This is a genomic window from Chryseobacterium sp. FR048 (assembly GCF_056844665.1).
Map to the genome: position 1 here is coordinate 1 of NZ_JBXDSE010000013.1, position 22,020 is coordinate 22,020.

General features: G+C 37.6%; 14 protein-coding genes. 6 read left to right on the forward strand and 8 right to left on the reverse strand.

Annotation, left to right across the window (positions count from 1 at the left end):
- Nucleotides 1-280: 280 nt before the first annotated feature.
- The 7 genes from AC106K_RS25735 to AC106K_RS25765 all read right to left on the reverse strand — a co-directional run bounded on the left by AC106K_RS25735 (nt 281) and on the right by AC106K_RS25765 (nt 12,522).
- Nucleotides 281-658, reverse strand: a complete 378-nt coding sequence (locus AC106K_RS25735; RefSeq protein ID WP_482448453.1) for a VanZ family protein — start codon at nt 656-658, stop codon at nt 281-283.
- A complete protein-coding gene (gene gcvH / locus AC106K_RS25740) occupies nt 633-1,010 on the reverse strand; it encodes a glycine cleavage system protein GcvH (protein WP_047098621.1) in 378 nt (125 codons plus the stop codon). The genes AC106K_RS25735 and gcvH overlap by 26 nt, the downstream gene beginning before the upstream one ends.
- A gap of 106 nt (nt 1,011-1,116) precedes the next feature.
- Nucleotides 1,117-8,196, reverse strand: coding sequence for a T9SS outer membrane translocon Sov/SprA (gene sov / locus AC106K_RS25745; RefSeq protein WP_482448455.1), 7,080 nt, complete (start codon nt 8,194-8,196; stop codon nt 1,117-1,119).
- 6 nt (nt 8,197-8,202) lie between these two features.
- Nucleotides 8,203-8,787 carry a Holliday junction branch migration protein RuvA gene (gene ruvA / locus AC106K_RS25750; protein WP_047098619.1) on the reverse strand — a complete coding sequence of 195 codons (585 nt, stop codon included), beginning with the start codon at nt 8,785-8,787 and terminating at the stop codon, nt 8,203-8,205.
- A gap of 229 nt (nt 8,788-9,016) precedes the next feature.
- On the reverse strand, nt 9,017-11,305 hold the full coding sequence (locus tag AC106K_RS25755) for an NADP-dependent malic enzyme (protein ID WP_482448457.1): 2,289 nt from the start codon (nt 11,303-11,305) through the stop codon (nt 9,017-9,019).
- A gap of 16 nt (nt 11,306-11,321) precedes the next feature.
- Nucleotides 11,322-12,173, reverse strand: a complete 852-nt coding sequence (locus tag AC106K_RS25760; protein WP_482448459.1) for a BadF/BadG/BcrA/BcrD ATPase family protein — start codon at nt 12,171-12,173, stop codon at nt 11,322-11,324.
- A gap of 85 nt (nt 12,174-12,258) precedes the next feature.
- On the reverse strand, nt 12,259-12,522 hold the full coding sequence (locus AC106K_RS25765; protein WP_047098616.1) for a hypothetical protein: 264 nt from the start codon (nt 12,520-12,522) through the stop codon (nt 12,259-12,261).
- A gap of 363 nt (nt 12,523-12,885) precedes the next feature.
- On the opposite strand from AC106K_RS25765, the gene AC106K_RS25770 reads away from it, so the two are divergent.
- The 4 genes from AC106K_RS25770 to AC106K_RS25785 all read left to right on the forward strand — a co-directional run bounded on the left by AC106K_RS25770 (nt 12,886) and on the right by AC106K_RS25785 (nt 16,937).
- A complete protein-coding gene (locus tag AC106K_RS25770) occupies nt 12,886-13,344 on the forward strand; it encodes a GtrA family protein (RefSeq protein WP_482448460.1) in 459 nt (152 codons plus the stop codon).
- A 3-nt stretch (nt 13,345-13,347) separates the two neighbouring features.
- The gene (locus AC106K_RS25775) at nt 13,348-14,076 is read left to right on the forward strand and encodes a lysophospholipid acyltransferase family protein (protein WP_482448462.1); all 729 of its coding nucleotides are present in this window, start codon (nt 13,348-13,350) and stop codon (nt 14,074-14,076) included.
- A 40-nt stretch (nt 14,077-14,116) separates the two neighbouring features.
- Nucleotides 14,117-15,886 (forward strand): MFS transporter, encoded by a 1,770-nt coding sequence (locus tag AC106K_RS25780; protein WP_047098614.1) that lies wholly within the window; start codon nt 14,117-14,119, stop codon nt 15,884-15,886.
- Nucleotides 15,887-15,977: 91 nt separating this feature from the next.
- The gene (locus tag AC106K_RS25785; RefSeq protein WP_482448599.1) at nt 15,978-16,937 is read left to right on the forward strand and encodes a DUF3810 domain-containing protein; all 960 of its coding nucleotides are present in this window, start codon (nt 15,978-15,980) and stop codon (nt 16,935-16,937) included.
- Between the two features lie 797 nt (nt 16,938-17,734).
- Here the strand turns inward: AC106K_RS25785 and AC106K_RS25790 are convergent.
- Nucleotides 17,735-19,918, reverse strand: a complete 2,184-nt coding sequence (locus AC106K_RS25790; RefSeq protein ID WP_482448464.1) for a prolyl oligopeptidase family serine peptidase — start codon at nt 19,916-19,918, stop codon at nt 17,735-17,737.
- Between the two features lie 274 nt (nt 19,919-20,192).
- Between AC106K_RS25790 and AC106K_RS25795 the strand changes: the two genes are divergently transcribed.
- Nucleotides 20,193-21,707, forward strand: coding sequence for a vitamin K epoxide reductase family protein (locus tag AC106K_RS25795; protein WP_482448465.1), 1,515 nt, complete (start codon nt 20,193-20,195; stop codon nt 21,705-21,707).
- 95 nt (nt 21,708-21,802) lie between these two features.
- Nucleotides 21,803-21,967 carry a bacteriocin-like protein gene (locus tag AC106K_RS25800; RefSeq protein ID WP_482448466.1) on the forward strand — a complete coding sequence of 55 codons (165 nt, stop codon included), beginning with the start codon at nt 21,803-21,805 and terminating at the stop codon, nt 21,965-21,967.
- Nucleotides 21,968-22,020 lie beyond the last annotated feature (53 nt).

Below are 22,020 nucleotides of genomic sequence, written 5' to 3' on the forward strand. Positions count from 1 at the left end.
TTTCGATTTTAGCAGAAATCCGGATCACTATTATTGATGATTCACCATTTATTACTTAATACTCATTGCTTATTGCGCATTTTACTAGCCCCGATAGGAGCGGTTACCCCACAGCATGGGTTGGAAAACTCAAAGGCCGAAGCACTGGAGCGCGCGGGAGCGAGGAGTATGAGTGGATAGCGGGAAATAGCTCTGAAATAAATTAGAAATGATGAACGGATGAGAGGCTTGTCTATTGAAAGGGAGAACATGAAACTTTTCAATAGTCCGAAAAGCATGATCAGAAAAAGCGTTTGATCAATATTTTGTAAGTATAGTAACCGATAAGGAAACCTATAGTATCAGCTACTACATCCAGAGTTTCCATAGATCTTCCCAGCCCCATCTCTTCCTGAAGAATTTCAGTAAGGAATGCATATATAAGTATGATCTGGAAAAAGTATGAAAATTTTATTTTGGGAAATGCAGCCATAAAGGAAAACCCGAGTGCTGCAAATATACTTAGGTGCAGAACTTTATCGATGCCGCTGAACATGAACCAATATTCATGGTTCTCTTCTCCGGGCTTGAGAAGCATATAAGTAAGAAATGCCCAATAAATGGGCAATATCTTACTAAATATTTTTGAAATCTTATCCAATGATAGCTTTGTAATCATCTGCAGAAAGTAACTCTGACTGATCTGCCCCATCAGCAATTTCCAATTTAATGATCCATCCGTCTCCATAAGGGTCTGTATTCAACAGCTCCGGCTGATCTTCTAATTCTGAATTAAATTCAATAACCTTTCCTGAAATAGGTAAGAATAAATCTGAAACAGTTTTTACCGCTTCTACACTTCCGAAAACATCTCCTCCATTCAAGTCATCATCTACTGTATCTACATCTACATAAACGATGTCTCCAAGTTCTCCCTGAGCAAAGTCTGTAATACCGATTGTAGCCACATTACCTTCAATCTTGATCCATTCGTGATCTTTCGTGTACTTTAATTCTGATGGTGTGTTCATTTTTTAATTTTTATTTTTACAAATGTATTCAAAAATATACTAGCTTCAAATATTGTATATAAAAAAAGTCCTTCAAAACTGAAGGACTTTTAGGTTTGTATCATTTTTAGAATCCACCACCGGAATCTCCGAATGTAAATGTTGCAGAAATCCCTGCTCTGATAGTAGATAATGGGAATGCTGTTGAGATCTTATACTTTGAGGTCATCTGTTCGTAGAATATTCTCAGGTTCAGATTCTCGGAAACATTGTAATCTGCAGAAAGTTTGATATTCATGAGTTTCTGCCCTCCTGTTACCTGGGAATCATTCAGCAGGATATTCATAATGGAAGTTTTACTGTCTCTTAATGAAATATCTCCTCTGATGTTAAGATCACTTCCTTTTCCTCTTGTTCCCCTACCTCTGATATTGGCTGTACCTAATCTGAAGTTTCTGACAATATATCCAAGTCTTACTACATATTCTGTATTGGAATCTTCGGTCAATGTCTGGTTTACCAATCCCAATACCATCATTCTGGTCTTGTTGTACTGCAACCCGAACTGCATATTGTTTCTCATGGTAACATCTATTCCGATCAATGGTGAGAATGATTCTACATATCCTACCTGAGCAAATGTATAAGGATTGATCTTATCTCCTCCATCCTTCAGAACGTTTCCAGCATTATCCACAGACTGGTAATATCCGCCCGCATTACCGTGGTAATCTATATTGCTCTGAATTCCTGTAGCTGTATACGTCGCCGTATAGCTATGAAGTACATCAAACTTCGTAAACTGCCCGCTGATAATCGGGATATTTTTCAACCCTGAATAGGTAATTCTCCAGTTTGGTAATGGGAATCCAGATTTTTTAGGGTTACCCATTGGTGTTACTGATTTTCCTTCCATAGCGGCTCTGAAAGCAGGAATCAATACATAAGCATTTCCAATACTGTAATGCTGAGCAAATCCATTATTATCTAATGCAGCCCCTGGCCCTCCTAGCTGTTGTGAAAGTGCTCTTGCATTTTCTCTCAGCGCCTGGTATACAGCCTGCCCCTGTTTGAATGATGTTCCCAACAACATGGTAGAGTTGGAATAGGTCACCATTTCATTAGCAAATGTAAAATCAGGATTCGGAACTCCACCATTGGTATAGTTGAACCCGGTATGGGTAAAGTTGCTGTTGTAGGTATGCAACACATTAAGATCAATTCTGAAATCATTAAGTGGCATCATCTGTAAATCGGCCCTCAATTCTTTGGTTGACATTCTTACATATGGATCTGTCATATATGGGGAATCGCTTACCCAACCGTTTTCCATCACTGTTCTTCTGATGTCCGCCTGCGATCCTAACAGGAATCCCATTGTAGGCCCTCCTAATGTCTGACCGTAACCATACCAGTTTGGTGCAGAAATTAACCCAGGAAGTACGGTACCATTGTTTTCATTATACGTTACATTCAGCTGCTTAAAAGAAGTCAGGAAGAATGCTGCGCTCTGAGGAATAGAAAGTCTGTTTTTGAATTTATACTTTTTATATCTGTATCTGTTTTTATCCCACTGTTTTGTATAAACATTGTTCAGGGAATCCATCTCCTGCTTACGCTTCTGAAGTTTGGCATTGATATTTTTAAAATATTTAAACTGTCCAAAGAACTTCGGAAGATCTGCTGATGCTGTAGCCATGATCACATTGGTGTTCTGACCTACAGATCCCAAACTCACCGGTCTGTTGGTCCCCGGCTCTACAAAGTTAAGCAATGAAGTGGATCTTGCATTCCAGTTATAGGTGAATCCATATCCCGCTTCAGCTTCAATGAAGTCTAAATAAGGTAAATACTGGAACGGAAGTTTATAATTCAACTGTACTCTGTGGTTATACAATACCGGTCTTCCTGATCTGAATACGTTTCCGAAGATCGATTTGCTATCCATTAAGTTGGCATCCAGGTTATCATTAAGGGTTCTGGTTGCAGAATTAATTTCAAGTTTTAATGATTTTGTGAAATTGAATCCTAACCCATACTGCCAGCCAAAAAAGAAGTTTCTGTTTCTGATAGCATCAAAATCTCCACCTGCATTTCCACTCAAAAGAGCTTCCACATTTCTGAATTCAAGCTCGTTGTAATTCCTGTCGATCTCCGTTCTGAAAGATAGTCTTGTAGGAATTGGGTTGATATTGAACTCTTTCACCCATCTCAGGTATTTTGCAGATTTTGCCGTATCACTGATCATCTTATTGAAAGGCTTCACCACCCACGGCTTGAATGTATAATTGTAATCAACAAACCCTCTCAGATATTGTCTGTAGTTTCTCTTGGTATAAATATCTCTGAAATAATCATCGTTATAAATAGCCGTTACCGAAACGTTTTCAATATCATAGAATTTAGGTTTTTTATTAGGATTTACTCTTTCCTTACGCATGTTCACTACTCCAATACTTCTCTGCTGAGTGTAAGTTCTTGCCACTTTCTTCAGCTGATCTCTGTTTGGAGCTTTGCTAAACTCAACATCGGTATCCAGAGGGTTGTACTTCGGATCTTCAATGGTCTGCGAGTAAGAATAATTCAATGGAATCTTCACCCCTGTTTTTTCAGGAAGGAACTTATCTACATTGATTGCAGTATTGATACTGAACGCAGACTGTGTAGACTGATTTCTCTCTGCCGGTTTTGAATCTATATTTCCAAAACCAACCGATGTATAGGACGCATTGGTATTAACGGTTGCAAAATCTCCTAAGTTGAAATTCAAGCTTGCGTTACCCGCGTACCCACCGTCATTTTCAATTTCAGAAAGACGGATTTCATTTACCCAAAGAACTCTGTCGATTGCTTTTACTCTATCTGCATTTCGAACCCCAATCATGATGGTTGTGATATTCCCTAAGCTCGGGCGCCCTTTAATGTAAATATTTTTATTAGGAACGTTGTATACAAGGTCTTGTGTTCTGTCTGTAATTTTTACCCCAGACTTATCTCTCCTTATTTTAGCATCTACGAAATCCTGAACATCAAATTCTACATTATTTTCCATCGGCCAGATTTCCATTGGAGCTGTTGCTGTAGATTTAGTCAGTTGCAAAGAGCTTTCATATTCATAATAGTTATCTGTAGCATCTGTACCAAAACGGATAAAGAATTTGGTTTTAGGATCCAATGTACCATCATCAGGATCTCTCTCGTTAGCATGAGCATGTACAAAAAGTTTCAATTTCTTGTATCTTCTCATATCCAATGTTGTATTCTTAAATACTCCTCTTGCTTCTCCTTTCAAACTCTTTACACTCATGTAAAGAGAGGCTTCATTCTGTCTCTGTGCTCCCGCATTTCCGCTTAACACCTGTCTGTCAATTCCCGGAGGCAATACATATGGAGGTTTATTTAAAGCATTCTCCTCAATGTTTACACTTCCTACTTCAAAAGTAGGATCTTCTACGGTTCCAGTTCCTTCTATATCTCCAGGAACATTAAAGCTGGAAATCTTACTGGTATATTTTCTCCAGTCTGATCTTACAAGATCCATCGTTGCAAATCTTAAAGTAGAAGTCTGCTCGAATCCTGTCAGCATTAATCTTGCAAATCGCACATTATTTAAAACAGATAATTCATGGGTTCCTTCACTTTTATCAAAATTAGAAACCGGAATTCTGAACAGGTACCATTTTACATCAGCAGACTGCCCATTCTGGAAATTTGCTTTTACTGTTTTAACGTCAACAATACCATTGTCTGAACCTATTGTAAGGCTAGCCTGATCCAGCTTGATCACATACTGGTTGTAGCTTTCTGTCTGATCAAGGTTATAATCCTTGTTTATATCTTCTGCATCCGGAGTCTGTGAAGCTACATTCAGTGAATTGGCTTCTGAGTTTCCTTCCGGGTTTCTGAAGTATTTGTAACGCTCAACTACAGAGGCCGCCTGACTTCCTGTAAATTTATCAGAAAGATAGAATACAAAGTCATCCACTGCCGGGTCTACGATATTGGTCACAGGGTTTACGAATGTATTCCCAAATTTCATCGCTTCCTGATCTGAGCTCAGACCATCATATCCCACATCCTGTCTTTTTCTATCATCTCCTTCTGTAGAGAATGCATACAAGATAGGTGGTTGTTTTGGCTGTGTACCCCAATTTGAAGTAGTGGTTGAAGATGGTGATCCCGGTGTTGGAAGCCCATTTTCATATAGCATTTTCCCGTCTTTCAGAATGTCTTCGGAAACGTTTCCTAAGTGTAATAAAAGTTTCGGGTCATTTCCTAATGTTTTACCGTCGGCATATGGATCCATCATCCAGAATTCCACATATTCGATATTGGAGGTAATAAAGTTCGGTACACTGATAGGTCTCATAATCCCCGCCCATCTGCTTTGTGCCAGCTCTGTTGCCGCATTTACGTTGTAAGGCCCTCTTTCTTTAGGGAAGTAAGAAATATCAAAGGTATTCGTAAAGGTTTGTTCTCCTGCTACGAAATCCCTGTTGTTATAGATCTCCGAATACTGAACTCTTCTTGATGCGTGGTTAGATACCGACTGTGGAGTAATACCTGAAGGCGCTTTTCCTCCTACTCCCCAGAATCTAGGGTCAATATTATACCATGACAATAGTCCTCTTCCATAGCCACTCGTTATATCGTCATTATTTGGAACGGAATTGAATGGTGGCAATGTGTTTTTCTCCGGTTTTGAAGCAAGACTCCATGCTGCCGGCTCTTTTAAAGAGATCTTAGATGTTGTCTGTTCGAAGTCGTCGATATAAGACTGGTTATTGGTTCCTTTATTCAGTCCCGGCAATAGGTAAGCTGCTTCCATCTTAAAGTTTAAGTTGGATGGAGCTTCTGTTTTTACCATTGGAAGTTTATTCGTCAATCTTGTAAGGAAAGGAGCCTGGTTGTTGTACATCAAATTGATCCCAGCCATTGTATTATTCACTGCTTCCTGCCCGAAATTCACCTTCTGGGTAAGCGGAGACTCTGAATAATTGATTACGGTTCCTCCTAAAACGAAGTTTTCATTAAATCTTCTTTCTAAGTTTAATCCTAAGAATCTTTTTCTTTGGGTATTAAAGGTCAATTGGTTTTCAAGTGAGATATTGATGGCCTGGCCGGACTGCTTCACATTTTCATTAATGATCGTCACCGTTCCAAGCATATAATCTACGGTATAGTCTACCCCTTCGGTAAGCTGTACTCCGTTTGCGGCTACTTTTACAGATCCTTGCGGAACGTTTACTGCTCCCAAAGAAATTCCCTGCCCCTGTACTCCTTTATAACGACCTTCTATGGTGTACCATTGAGGCAATGGTGACTGAGGCAGTTTTTGCTTATCATACAGGTCATGAAGAACATATTTAGGATTATTTCCTACGAGAGACTGCATATAATCTCCAAAAGGCTGTACTTTGGTGAAGATGATTCTACCCGTTTCCGGTCTTACTGTAATACCGTTTACAAAGTCAAAAATCCCGTCTCCTTTGCTCCCATCTTTATTATTCTGAATATCTCCGTTCATATTGAGACGGTCCCAATTCAGCAATTTCAATAGGTTAATATCTTTTACAGCAGGATCTGGAAGATAATTGATTTTACCTCCACTCTGTTGATCTCTATAGTATACATTCAGAATAAATCCATCCTGAGACACCTGACCGGCGTCTATAGAATAGATGTTCTTCATCATCAGCTTCCACATCGGAGAATCTGTATTTACCTTATTGTTTACTCTAAGTACTTTGGTAATCAGAACCGGGCTTTCTTCAGAAAATTCCCCTACTTTGTATACCTTACTGCTTCCATTCATTGTATATGAATATGAAACAGCCAAAAGCTGGTTGTCATTTAGCTTTTGATTTAATGAAATGTATCCTAACTGAGGCTGATATGTAAATTCATTGGCATTAAGCTTTCTGGCTTTTGTATTGAAAATAAACTGTTCTCCGTTATCGTATGGAGCACTCCCTGCAAAAGATTGTCCCTGAAAAATAGTTCCATAGTTTTTTCCCGGTTCTCTGGTTCCTGCAGCTTTGGATATTTCCTCATACAAATTATTTAGTGAGTTATCCGGAAAAGGTGTAGTTCCGGCAGGACCTTCTCCCAGGTCTCTGATCCCTATGATACTTTTCTGGTAAGCCAAATTACTGTTCCCCTGGTCCAGTACCCATACTTCCAGTCTGGTAATATTGATGGTAGAATTGATCTGTGGATAATTGAGTAAGGCATCGTCATATTTATTCAGGAAGTAATGTCCTAAAAAGTAGTGCTGATTATCTTCGTAATCAATCGCATTAACTTTAAAGTTATTGACAGCACCACCACCCTGTACTACAATATTCCGGGCCTCTCCCTGTTGCTGGGAAAGTACAACGGTACCAAAGGTTTTTCCAAGCTGGAATTCTGTTTTAACCCCGAATAGTGACTGAGAACCACGGATCAAACTGGTTGAAAGCGGCATATTTACGTTACCGAATTCTACCCTTTTGATGATTTTATCTTCTCCTCCGGCATTGGGTTTATCTACATCTCCAAGGCCTTTCTGCTGAAGATCTTTCCAGCTTCCTTTTGCCTGCCATACAAGATTCATCCTGTTTTCAAAAGCAAAACCACTCTGGGTATCATAATTAGCCTTCAACTGAAGGTTTTCCCCTACTTTCCCCAATAATCCCAATTGAATTCTCTGATCAATATCAAATGTAAAACTGGTCCTGTTCTGTGGCAGGATCATTGGGTTATCTATTTTCTGGTAAAGTCCGGCAAAATCAAGGGAGGCGTATCCTGAAGGAATGATTTCAATTTTGTTTCCTCCAAAGATGGTTTCGAAAAGCTTGTTGTTGATCATCAGAGAAGGAATAAGTCCTTTTTTCCTTGCATCTGATCTGTCTTTTCTGAACAGAAGGTTGTACTTATCAGATTTCTCCTTATAGTACGCTTTTGTCTGGGTGGCGAGCATATATTCTTTATACTCTTCCGGAGACATTGCGGTAGGAGGACCTGTAATGGTATTTCCTATTTTGGGATATACATAGTACATCCCGGTTTTTATATCGTAATAGGCATCATACCTCGTAGGGTCGGCCACTTCATATTGTTTTCTTATGATCAGTGTATCATTTTTTCCCTGCTGTGCAAAGGCACTTACAGACATACACAGGAACGACAGGAACAAAAATATGTTAAAATGCTTATTATTCGCCACCAAATGTTAAATGTTTTTTAAAATTTGTTTAACCAATTCTTCTACGGAGATGCTTGGATTTTGTTTTATGATTCTATCCGCAATCTTCTCACTGGTACGTTTAGGAATCCCTAAAACTTCTAATGCAGATAACGATTCTTCCTTGATTTTATTATCCGCCAGGACAGAAATATTCGCAGCCGGATCGCTGAATTTCTGTACTTTATCTTTAAGGTCGACAATAATTCTTTCGGCAGTTTTAGCACCGATTCCTTTAGCCTTCTGAATCAATGCACTGTTTTTGGAAAGTATTGCCAATGCAATCTCATCAAGGCTTAATGTAGACAGCAGAATAAGGGCAGAAACAGCTCCTACTCCATTAACGCTTATTAACAGATTGAACATTTCTTTTTCTGAACGTGTGTTAAATCCAAAGAGAAGATGAGCATCTTCACGGATGATCTGCTGAATAAATAAGAAGGTCTGCTGATTCAAAACCAACGTCTGTGAGGTCATTAAACTGATTCCCACATAGTAACCAACTCCTTGTACATTAATAACAGCGTAGGTAGGCGTAAGTTCTTGAACTGTGCCTTGTAAAGAAAATATCATTATTAATTTTTAAAACTCCCAAATATAGCAATTTAAACTAATTAATATTTTCATTTCACGCACGAATGCCTTTTAACTTAAATTTTAAATAAGAATTCAATGAATTAACATAAAAACAAAAGACTCCAAAATATGGAGTCTTTTTGTATATCAACACTGTATAAAGTGTCTTTTTCTAAATGAAAAGAAACTGAACCAAAATCACTGATTATCAGTTCTTCTCTTTTTTTTAAGCTTTTTTCTCTCTTCTCTGAGCATCAAGCACTGCAATGGTAGCAAGGTTTACAATCTCGTCTACGCTTGAACGCATCTGAAGTACGTGTACCGGCTGCTTTAATCCCATAAGGATTGGCCCGATCACTTGTGCCACTTTCATTCCTCTCAAAATTTTGTAAGAAAGGTTTGCACTTTCCAGATTCGGGAAAATGAAGGTATTGGCAGGTGTTGTTCCCAGTTTTGAGAAAGGATAATCGCTCAGGTGATCTGCATTCATGGCAAAATCCGGCTGAATTTCCCCGTCAACGATCATTTTAGGATATTTCTCGTGAAGGATGCTCACTGCTTTCGCTACTTTTTTGGAAGTTTCAGAGATTGCTGCAAAGTTTTCGAATCCAAGCATCGCAATTCTCGGCTCAATAGCAAAAGATTTTACTGTAAATTCTGCCATTTTAGCAATATTCACAAGATCTTCTGAGGTAGGGTTCTGATTGATGGAAGTATCTGCAAAGAAAATAGGTTTCTTTTCAGACAGGATCATCATCATCGCTGCTACTTTGTCTACTCCTTTGTCTTTTTCTATCACCTCTAAAACAGGACGCAATACGGAAGTATAGTTTTTAGAGAATCCTACGATAAGACCATCTGTATCTCCGTGTTTTAGCATCAAAGGACCGAAGTAATCTCTCTGACGAACGTATCTCTTCGCTTTGTACTCGTTCATTCCTTTTCTCTGACGAAGTTTCCAAAGGGTTTCTCTGTATTTTTTTCTGTTTTCTTTCTGATCATCATCGCTTGGATCAATGATTGGAACATCCAGACTGATTCCGTAACGCTCCATTTGCTCCTTGATGTATTTTTTATCACCTAAAAGGCTTGGATAAGCGATTCCTTCTTCATAAAGGATCTGAGCAGCTTTCAATACATTGTACTCTTCAGCATTTCCAAGGGTGATTCTCTTCGGATTAGATTTTGCACGACTCTGCATCATTCTCACCAATCTCTCATCTCTTCCCATTCTGTCTAAAAGCTGGTGCTCATACTCTTCAAAGTCAGTGATGGTTTTTCTTGCCACACCACTTTCCATAGCAGCTTTTGCCACAGCACTTGATACTTTGGTGATCAATCTGTTGTCGAATGGTTTTGGAATGAAATATTCTCTTCCGAACTGTAGATTCTGAACGTTGTATGCTAAGATTACAGCTTCCGGTACCGGCTCTTTTGCCAGATCAGCAATAGCGTGTACAGCAGCCAGTTTCATCTCTTCATTGATTCCTGTAGCCTGTACATCCAATGCTCCACGGAAGATATATGGGAATCCTAATACGTTGTTCACCTGGTTAGGATAATCACTTCTTCCTGTTGCCATGATAACGTCTTTACGGGTTTCAAGTGCAAGGTCATAAGCAATTTCCGGATCCGGGTTCGCTAAAGCAAATACGATAGGATTTTCGTTCATGCTCAGTAACATTTCCGGCGTCATCACATTTCCTTTTGACAATCCAACGAAAACATCAGATCCTTTCACAGCATCTTCTAATGTTTCAATATCGGTCTGAGCAATGAAATCTAATTTTTCAGGAGTAAGGTTTTCTCTCTTGTGATTGATTACCCCTTTACTGTCGCACATCAGAACGTTTTCTTTTTTCAATCCCAATGAGATATAAAGTTTGGTACATGCAATAGCAGCCGCTCCGGCTCCATTCACAACCATTTTCACTTTATCAATATCTTTATTGGCAATCTGCAATGAGTTGATCAAGGCAGCAGCAGAAATAATCGCTGTACCATGCTGGTCATCATGCATCAAAGGAATATTCAATTCCTCTTTCAGTCTTTGTTCTATATAGAAAGCTTCAGGAGCTTTAATATCTTCAAGGTTGATTCCTCCGAAAGTAGGGGCAATTCCTTTTACAATTTCAATGAATTTATCAGGATCTTTTTCGTCGATTTCAATATCAAAAACATTGATGTCCGCAAAGATCTTGAAAAGAAGTCCTTTTCCTTCCATTACCGGTTTTGAAGCTTCTGCTCCAATATCTCCCAATCCAAGTACAGCAGTACCGTTAGAAATTACCGCTACAAGGTTTCCTTTTCCTGTGTAATCGTAAACCGTTTCAGGTTTATCATGAATTTCCATACAAGGAACAGCTACTCCCGGAGAATACGCTAATGACAAATCTCTCTGAGAAGAGTGTGGCTTTGATGGAATGACTTCAATTTTCCCTTTGGGTTCTGCTTTATGGTAATCCAGCGCTGCCTGGCTAAAGTTTTTTTCGTCACGATTGTTGTTACTTGACATAAAATTTCATTTTTTGTTAAAGAATATATTTAATGTGGTAATCTACTAAGCTTTCAATTGGTTTCTGAACTACATGTCCCACATTTAAATCAAGTTCTGCGGCTACAGAACGGAGTATATTTTCATAATAATAAGCGATTGAACCGATGAAATTGATCTCGGCAGTTTTGGCTTCCTGATAAGGGAGTACCTGATATTCGAAGAAGTTTTTCATTTCCTCAAAAACCATATCCCTGAAGTAAGGATGATCTTTTCTTTCGATCACAAATTTGGTAAAGTTGGCCAGATAAGCATTCGGTCTCGGAGTGTGATACATGTTTTTCAGTGCATCTTCTACGGTAAGCTGATAGTCTGCTTCAAATTCACTGTGTAGATCTGCCGGCAGTTTTTTCATAAAATACCTGCGTACCAGTTGTTTTCCGATCGCACTTCCACTTCCTTCGTCCCCGATCAGGAAACCGAGTGAAGGCAGTTCTATCTTCAGATTTTCACCATCAAAAAAACATGAATTTGATCCTGTGCCCAGAATGCACACGATCGCAGGTTTTCCGCTGTATGCCGCATATGCCGCAGCCATCAGATCTTCTTTTACGATGATCTCAGCTTTCCCAAATACTTTTTTAAGTTCCTCTTCTATGGTTTCGCAGTTTTTTTTCACCCCGCATCCTGAGCCATAAAAAAAGACCTTGGTAATAGAGTTCTTTACCGATATAAGATTGCTATTTTTCTGTATCTCCGGAGCTATAAGCTCTCTGTTGATAAAATTCGGATTGAAACCGATCGTTTCTGTTTTCAGAAAAACTTTCTTGAAGTCATCAAGGATCACCCAATCCGTTTTAGTAGAACCACTATCTACAATAGCAACCATATTTTAGATTTTAATTTAAGGGTGCTAAATTATGAATTTATCTTCAATTAGCATTTAAAAACAACCTGGAAGCTGTCTAAAATCATTAATGTTTGATCTTTGTTTTTTTTTCGTTGAACTGCAGAAGCCAATCTTCAATTTCATCTTCCAGATAGGAAGCCTGCAGTACCATTGCATTGATAAAATCATCGGGAACGGGTTCATCGTTTGAGTTTTCAAGATTCCAAAGTTCATTGGACATATTTTCATACTCAGAATACACTCTTTTGAAGCGGGAATTTTCTTTCTCAAGAGCTTCAATATTTTTTTGCTGAAGCTGGAATTTTCTGTATTTGTTTTGAGATTTCATACAAATATTATTATCAATTAGGTCATAAAATGTCGGAGTATACGCTCTTAAATGCGCATTACAAGATAGAAAAAACCATCAACACAAGGAGTTGAAAATGAATTTATTATCAGGTCTTTATTACATCATTCTGAATATTAAAATTAGACATAATTTTTATTTAAAAAAATATTTTAACAACTTTTTTCAGTGTTTAACATATAGTTATAAATTTGCATACTCATATTGTAAAGTCTTCCCATTTTTAATGATTTAAAATCGTTATTAATAGTCGGAATACAACAGATTAGTTTCTTGTTTTAAATAAAACCTTCTAGTCTTCAGTACAATATGTGATATATTTTCAGGTTTTATATTAATTGAATGAAAGAAATACTCATACGCCAGAAACAGGTCCTGTTCTTCATTATCGCAGGAGGACTGAGTGCCATTGTAGAAATCGGCAGCTTTAAGGTATTCAGTACCTACCTTCCTCAGTTTTTCGCAAGAGAGACCAATTTTTATGGGGTACATTATCCTTTAAGTAATATTTTCTCCACCAGCTGCGGGATCATCACCAATTACTTTCTGAGCATCTGGTTTGTTTTTGAAAGAGGAAAACATTCCAAGAAAAAGGAATTTGCTTACTTTATGGTGGTTTCTTTTTTCTCCACTTTACTCAGTTTAGGATTCTTCCAGGTATTTTATAGTTTTATATTTAAGGATAATATCAATTTAATTTTTTATACCTTGAGTCCGGAAATGATCAGTAAAATTGCGGCAATCTTACTGGTATCCATTTTAAACTATTCGGTAAAGAAGAAAGTAATTTTTAACGGTTAGGCTGTGACAAAAATTTTAAATTATCTCTGGAGGTTCTGGCTGCTGCTATTGGCATTTGTTTTAACAATCACTCTCGGAATCCCCGTTTATATCCTGTCTTTTAATAAAAAGCATTACAAATTTGCTTATAAATTTGTCAGGTTATGGTGCTTCGGAATGTTTTACGGAATGGGCTTCCGGTATGATCTCATCAAACTTTCGGAACAGGAAAAAGACAAGAGCAAGGAATATGTTTTCATCTCGAATCATACTTCGATCATGGACATTATGCTGACCTGTATTCTTTTCCCCCACCACCCGATCTGTTTTGTTGGAAAAAAGGAACTTGTTAAGATTCCTATCTTCGGAACTATTTATAAAAGGGTATGTGTCATGGTAGACAGAGCCAGTGCGAGAAGCCGTGCAGATGTATACCGCAGATGTGCTGAGAAAATGGAAGAAGGAAACAGCATTGCCATTTTCCCTGAAGGCGGTGTCCCGGATGATACCTCAATTATTTTAGATGATTTTAAGGATGGAGCATTCATCCTGTCTTCGAAACACAAGTCTCCTATCGCTGCCTATACTTTTATCGGACTGAAGGAAATGTTTCCTTTTGACAGCTCTAAAGGCTACCCAGGAAGAGTAAAGGTCTATTTCAATGGAATTATAGAACCTACCGACTCCCCAAAAGACCTTAAAGAAGAGGCTTACCAACTTATTAAAAAAACGCTCACAGAGCACTCTATTTAAAAGAATTAATTATATTTGTTTGCGAAATTTTCAATAAAATATGTCAAAAACCAACCAGCCGACTAATTACCCGGCACTGTACACGCTTGTACTTGTATTTTTTTTCTGGGGATTCATTGCTGCCGGCAATAGTATCTTCATCCCTTTCTGTAAAAACTATTTCTCTCTCGACCAGTTTCAGTCACAGTTAATAGATTTTGCTTTTTATACGGCTTACTTTCTGGGAGCATTGCTGCTCTTTATTGCCAGTACCATAAAAGGCATTGATATTATCGGTAAATGGGGGTATAAAAAGAGTATTGTCTACGGACTGTTACTCTCTGCCATTGGAGCTGCTATTATGATTCTCGCTGTAAAGAGCAATGTTTACTACGGAATGCTGATCGGGCTTTTTGTGGTTGCATTAGGTTTTTCTATCCAGCAGACTGCTGCCAACCCTTTTGCCGTGCTTTTGGGTGATCCTAAAACCGGAGCGAGCAGACAGAATCTTGCAGGGGGAATCAACTCTTTCGGAACATCCATTGGGCCTATTATCGTAGGACTGGCTCTTTTCGGGACTACTGCTACGGTAGATGATGATCAGATCAAACATCTGGCTCTGGATAAAGTAATTTTACTGTACACTGCAGTAGGAGCTTTATTCCTTATTGCCGCAGGGATTTTTTATTTTTCAAAAAAATTACCTGACGGAATTTCTACTGAGCCTATGGAAAAGGCAGGAAAAGCAAGAAAAACACTGATTGCTATGACCGTGCTTGTTATTCTGTTTTTCATTCCTGTATTCAACAGTTACAATTCTGAAGAAGCAAAAGATATTGAAAAACTGGGCAATGAAATAACCATGTTTGAAAAACTGGCAAAGGAAGAAACCAAGCCGGCAAACGCTGCTGCTTATGAAGCTCAGATTGTGAAGACAAAAGCCAAGCTGGAAACCATAAAACATCCTTTGGAAAAAAAGAGAATGGTGTATCTGGGTGGCGCTTTACTTGCTGTAATCATCTGTCTTGTATTTGCCAATTCCAGTGCTAAGAAAAACTCTGAAGGATGGGGTGCTATGAGATACCCGCAGCTTGTATTGGGGATGATCGCTATCCTTGCGTATGTAGGGGTGGAAGTTGCCATAGGAAGTAACCTGGGAGAGCTTCTCAGTATGCCTGAATTCGGGGGCCATCAGTCTTCGGACCTTGCTCCTTATATTTCTATGTATTGGGGAAGTTTAATGATCGGTAGATGGACAGGAGCTATTGCTGTTTTCAATCTGAATAAGCAACAACAGACGATTGCTACAATCATTGTTCCTTTTATCGCATTTTCCGTAATTATCGGGATCAATACGATTGCGCAGAAAGACATGTCTCACCTTTATTTCTATGCGGTATGTGTGGCTATCCAGGTGATCTTATTCCTGATCAGTAAAAATAAACCGGCGGTCACGCTTATTATCTTCGGATTGTTTGGAACAGCGGCCATGATTACCGGACTATTGACTACTGGAAATGTTGCAATCTATGCTTTCCTTTCGGGAGGTCTTGCCTGCAGTATTATGTGGCCTTCTATTTTCACCCTGGCGATTACAGGATTAGGAAAATATACGGCTCAGGGATCTGCATTCCTTGTAATGATGATCTTGGGAGGAGGTATTATTCCGCCGCTTCAGGGTAAGCTTTCAGATATTATCGGTATCCACAGTTCTTACATTATTCCTGTATTATGTTTTGTTTACATTACATTATTTGCATATCTGGCTAAAAAATCTTTATTTAGACAGGGAATTAACGTTGACGTTTTAGAATCCGAAGGTGCTCACTAAGAATATACTACATATATATAAGAAGAAGAGATTTTGGGCAGGTTTATTACTTGCCCAATTTCTTTTATTTTACTTTTTCTCAAAGTCAAAACTGATGATTTCTTTCTTCGAAAGTTTTTTTGAAATCCAAAAGAAAATTCATCAGATGCTGTTCAGTTGGGTCTCCTTTTCTATGGGAGATGTTATCTATATTCTTTTGGGTATTTTTCTGTTGTTTTGTCTTATTTCTTTATTCAGAAAGAACAGCAGAAACAAGGCTGTGTTCAGACTTTTGGTAACGGTAAATATTTTCTATTTTATTTATCAGATATTCTGGGGTATGCTCTACTTTCAGACTCCTATCATCAAGAAACTCAGAACTCAGGAAGAGCCGAAAGTTGCCAAAGCTAAAGAATTGGCCCTCCGCTATCTCGAAAAGTGTAAAACTTCCAGAGAAGCCGTGCATGAAGACAAGAAAGGGGTATTTATGATTACAGACCTTAGATCTATACAGCAGGAAATTCTTCACCAACAGAGAAAACTGCCATCCTATATTTCAAGCAAAAAAGCACCACAGGTTTTAGCGATCAAACCTAGTCTGTTCAGGAATGTCATGAGTTTTACAGGTATTCTGGGGTATTACAATCCTTTCACTGCAGAAGCTCAATATAATTCTGAACTTCCTTCCACTTTTATTCCTTTTACAACGGCTCATGAAAGTTCTCATCAGCTTGGATTTGCCAGAGAACAAGAGGCTAATTTTGTGGGATATTTAATCGGGATCAGATCCGGCAACCCGGAATTGAAATACAGTACTGAATTTTTTACTTTAAAAAGTCTTTTAAGGTTTATTGTGGAAGAGGATCCTAAGTTCGTAAAATCAGTTCTTAACAGCTATTCTCCTGCCATGAAAAGAGACCGTGCTTATGAAAAGGCTTTCGTCTATAGCCATCAGGGCTGGCTGGATGATTTCTTCGGATTCACCAACAATCTGTTCCTGAAAAGTAACCAACAGGAAGGTTCTGTCACTTATTCCTATTTCATCGATCTCCTTCTGAATTACGAAAAATAGCTGATCAGCCTCAGCAATTGGGCGGCGTTCAGTTTTTGAATTAATATACTTTAAATCTCACACGAAAATTTTACAAACAATGACACACATGGCAAGGAAGCTAAGGTGGGATTGATCGTTTCTAAACTTACCCATAACTCTACAACAAAATTTCTCTCTTTTTCCCGCTGAAAATAAAGCACTGGGATCAATATCATTTTGTGTGAATAAAAAATCAGGATATAATTCGGAAAGGAGAAAATAATAAGTGTTTTTATCTTCAGATGACGGTTCTTTTACTTAATCATTAGGTATTGGACCTGGTACAAAATAGTCATAAAAAAAGAATCGTATCAGGCGATACGATTCTAAAAACACAAATGATGAAAAAAAATTTATTACCTTGACTTGTTCCCTCATTCAAGGCGATGTAAAAGTACAACATATTTTATAAATACAAAAACATTTATCTCCTTTTTTAAAACTTTATGAAAACTTTATGATTTTTTAAGTTTTTTTGAGTTCAGCACCCCCTCCCTTCAACTACAACCATTTTCCATATATCGTAGAATAATTATGTTAAATTCATATTTAACATAAAAATACAATACAGAAACAGTCATTTAATTGCAAAATAAACATTTTCATTTCCCCTTATTTTCCATAGTTGAAAAATTAGAGTTATCTGCATTTTATGATGACATATTTCTAAAATTTGTATTCTTTTAATTCCCCTCAAAATAGAGTCATTTTTCTGATTAAAAAATAATCATGTTATGGGGAAAATAGGGTATAAAAAAGCTTCATCTGAAAAGTTTTCATCTGACTTTAGCTTTAGGCTGGTAATCGGGATGTCCCAGTTGCCATAATGCGAATGTAAACATATCTCCTATATTGGCATACCGTTGTGCAATAGGTACATTGCCTGCATGGCCACCTTCAAAATCTATTTTCAATAATACAGGATTATAAGAAGTATTCGCTGCAATTAATTTGGCGGCAAACTTTGTAGGCATCCATGGTGTTACTCTCTGATCATTCAGACCTCCTGTTATAAAGGTGGCAGGATATTTAGTCCCTTTCTGGATATGCTGGTAAGCGTCCATTTCAAGTAATCCTTTAAATTCTTCCGGATTTTTCACAGAGCCAAATTCTTTAGGCTGGCTATTGACGGCAGATTCATCTCTCAGCATATTCGTAGCTCCTACTTCTACAATAACAGCTTTAAAAAGGTCCGGTCTTTCGGTCATTGCTCTTCCTACCGTAATCCCGCCTGCACTGGCTCCCCAAATAGCGACTTTTTCTTTTGAGGTATATTTTTCATTGATCAAATATTCCGTACAGTCTATCAGGTCTCTCCAGGTGTTCGGTTTTGTTGTTTTATAGCCTCCTAAACGCCATTTCTCTCCTTTTTCTCCGCCACCTCTTACGTGTGCAATAGCAACCAAACCTCCTTCACTCGCCCATAATAAGTACGTTCTTGCAAAAAAAGGGGTACTGCTTACTCCATAAGATCCATAGCTATCTATCAATAATGGATTCTGACCATCCTTCTTTATATTTTTATTATATATTAAAGAAACGGGAACTTCTTCACCATCTCTGGCTTTTATGGTAATTTCTTTAACTATGATGTTTTTAAATTCCGGGTATTCAGCAACAGGAGCAAGATTTTCAGGTTTAAACTTGTTGGTTTTTACATCATATCTAAAACGTTGTTCATCGTTCGCCCAACCGGAACATGTGATCCATATATCGGAGAACTCTCCGCCTTTGCTTTCCAATCTAATATTACCTGATGGAAAAGGAATCTGAATCTGTTGATCTTTCCCATCTTTGTATAAATACAGTTTGGCCTCTACTCCGTTTTTTGTAGTGGTATAATAAATTCCATCCTTCGTTATCCGATAGCTTTTAATTTCTTCCCCGTTTTTTTCCGGAATCAGAATCTCAGCATTTTTGAAATCCGGGTTTTTAACATCCGTCTTACAGAGTTTAATGAAAGGCGAATTATAGCCGGATTGGAAAATCACCTGATCTTTCTGTATGCTTAAGCTTTTTGCATTATCGCTTGGATCAGAGAATGGTTTCCAGTTATTCTTCCCTTCCACTAAATCTTTTTTCTTAATGATATACGTCTTTCTGTAAGTCTGATAGTCTACGATCATTCCTATATAATATTGCTGATCCTGATCAAAACTCAGGATCATAGGAAACTGATCCGCTTCTATCTTGAGCTCAGGGTTGTTTTTCGCAGAAAAGACCTCACGAATCGTGTTGGGATCTGTCCCTATTGTATAGAGAACCGTTCTTGTGTTTCTGTAGAAGTCCTTTGATTTAGGATCAGTCACCGAAAAAGCTACATAGATGAAGCCACTGTTGTCATCCAGCCATTTTATCCCATCAAAAGTAGCAGGAGCTGCATTGGTAATAATTTCGGGATGAATATGCCTTGTTTTGACATCTATAATAATGACATCGGCCATTTCATTCCCTTTTTCAGACATGGAAACCGCAATTTTATCACCATCCCAACTTGGGCTGATATGATTGATCACAAAACTGTGGTTAGGCTCATCGCTTTTGTATTCAGCAGGGTCGTACAATAATTTTTCATTTCCTGAAAAACCGTCCCGATAATAAAGTTTACTCACTTTTTCATCTCCGTTTTTCCTTAAATAGAAATACTTATTATTCTTAGATATTTCTAAGTCAGATACAGAATGTCCCTGCCTTTTATCTATTTCTAATCTTTTCTCTACATAATAATTCTTTTTAGGGATCAGATCAAGGACAGAATTGGTGTAAGCAGTCTGAGACTTCATCCATTCTTTTGTTGAAAGATTTTCCAGGTCTTCTAAATTTCTGTGTTCATCTGTGATCTTCATTCCAAAATATTCATCTGTCACAGGTTGGGAAGGCGCCGGATTGGTTTTTTGGGCATTGTAAAAAGCAGCAATAAGCAAAGGAAAACTCAAAAATAATTTTTGTTGATAACGCATCAATGTTTTTTTTATTTAATAATATCCTGTTTCAAGGATGATGTGACTGTAAAATTAAATATTTTCCTATCAAATAAATGCTAAGACCATAGAAAAACAGTCTATTCTTTAAAAACCAAACAACTTACAATTCTCCTTTTTTTTCATCAGATTCTGAAAAATAAAATATTGAAAGTCAAAACAAATCTACCAACTACCGTCTATATCTCACTAATAAAAGAAAAATTTTTTTGTATATTTAAAACATCTGTGTATTTTAGATAAAAATATTAATATGATTTTTGATAAACTAATTAACTACCTCAAACTTGATAAACAGGAGTTTATTTTCCAGTTTAATTCCCACCCCAATTATCCTTCTGCATTGGCATTTAGTGATACATTAAATTTTATGGGGGTAAAGAATGATGCTTATGAACTTGACAAAGAATATTGGGATGAATTGCCGGAAGAGTTTATCGCAATTGTAGAAAATGCTTTCTCATTGGTAAAAAAGTCAGGAAGTAGCTATGCCGTCTATTCAGAAAAAGCAAAAACTTTCGAAAAAGACGAACTTTATAAAAAATCTACAGACTTTGTTCTTTTGTTTGAAAAAACTGAAAAAGCAGAGACTAAATCGGTTTTCAATTTCAAGCCGGTTATGTATGGCATTTTTGTCGTGATCATTGCCTATTCTTTTATAAGCCAAACTATATTTGAAGCTATTTTCAATATTCTGTCACTGGCAGGGGTTTATATTTCGCTTGAAATTTTCAATCAGAAATTCGGAAATACCTCTACCGTGATCGGAAGTATATGTGGAGGCGGCGGAGCTGCTGCGGCCCAAAGCGTCAATTCCTGTGATAAGATCATCAAACAGGATAAAACCAGTATTTTAGGCCTGAAGTTCTCTGATTTTTCATTGATCTATTTTATCGGACTGGCTATTCTGGGATTATTTTTACCTGTAACCGCTTATATCGTTAAAGGTTTCGCTTTTGTTTCCGTGATTGCGATAGGATATTCAGTGTATATTCAGGCATTTGTAGAAAAAGCTTTCTGCAGAGTTTGTCTGTTGATCATCTCTATCCTTGCAGCTCAACTGATCTTAAGCATTGTATTCTTCCAGAATCTGTCTTTTGGAATCGGGGCACTTTTACTAACTGTTATTTTATGGGCTCTTATTTTCTCTTCTGTAAAATATTTCAACACCCTTCTTGAAGAAAAAGAAACGCTTCAGAAATCCAACGCCAAAAATCTAAGATTCAAAAGAAACTATGAGCTTTTTAAAAGCCAGATGCTGCAGAATGAAAAAATCGGGTTCCAGAATACTCAAACTTTCTCAGTAGGTCAGAAGGATTCGAAACTTCGTATTTCTATTGTATCAAACCCATACTGCGGCTTCTGTAAAGATGCTCATAAACTGGCAGAAGGTCTTCTGGAGAAATACCCTAATGATATTTCTTTGCAGATGCGATTCAATTATTCTCCAGAAAGAGCTCATCCAGAATATAATCAACTGATCTCTGATCTTACTCATATTTACCATAATAAACCAGAGAAAGACTTTCTGCACGCTGTAGAAACCTGGTTCGAAACAAAGGATGAAAGCAAAATCAATGCGCTGTCCGGAGGGAAACCTACCTCAGAAAACATGAATCCGCTGGTAGAAATGTCTAAAGAAAACAGTAATGCAGGTTTAAGCTTTACGCCGATCTTTATCATCAACGGATACCAATTCCCGGATAAATATGACCGTGAAGATCTTTTATTCTTTATCGATGAATTAATAGACGATGAGGAGATTTAACAAATAAATTCTTTCGTTTGAAAATTTCACTATCTTAGGAAAAACAAATCAATCGACGGAAAGATCTGTAACTTACAAACCAAAAACTATTTATTATGAAAAATTTAAAAAAACTTTCCAGAACGAGTTTAAGCACTTTAAAAGGCGGAATTACCGAAGAATGTGCAAGAATCCAAAGCGAAGCAAGCTATTGCGAATCTAAGATCAACCCACCCAAAGAAGGGGCGATCAATGCCTGCAACAAATGGTGCTATTACTAAGCAGCCATCCCTTGAGTTAGAATTTTGAATACAATTAAAAATGTCGTCATCTA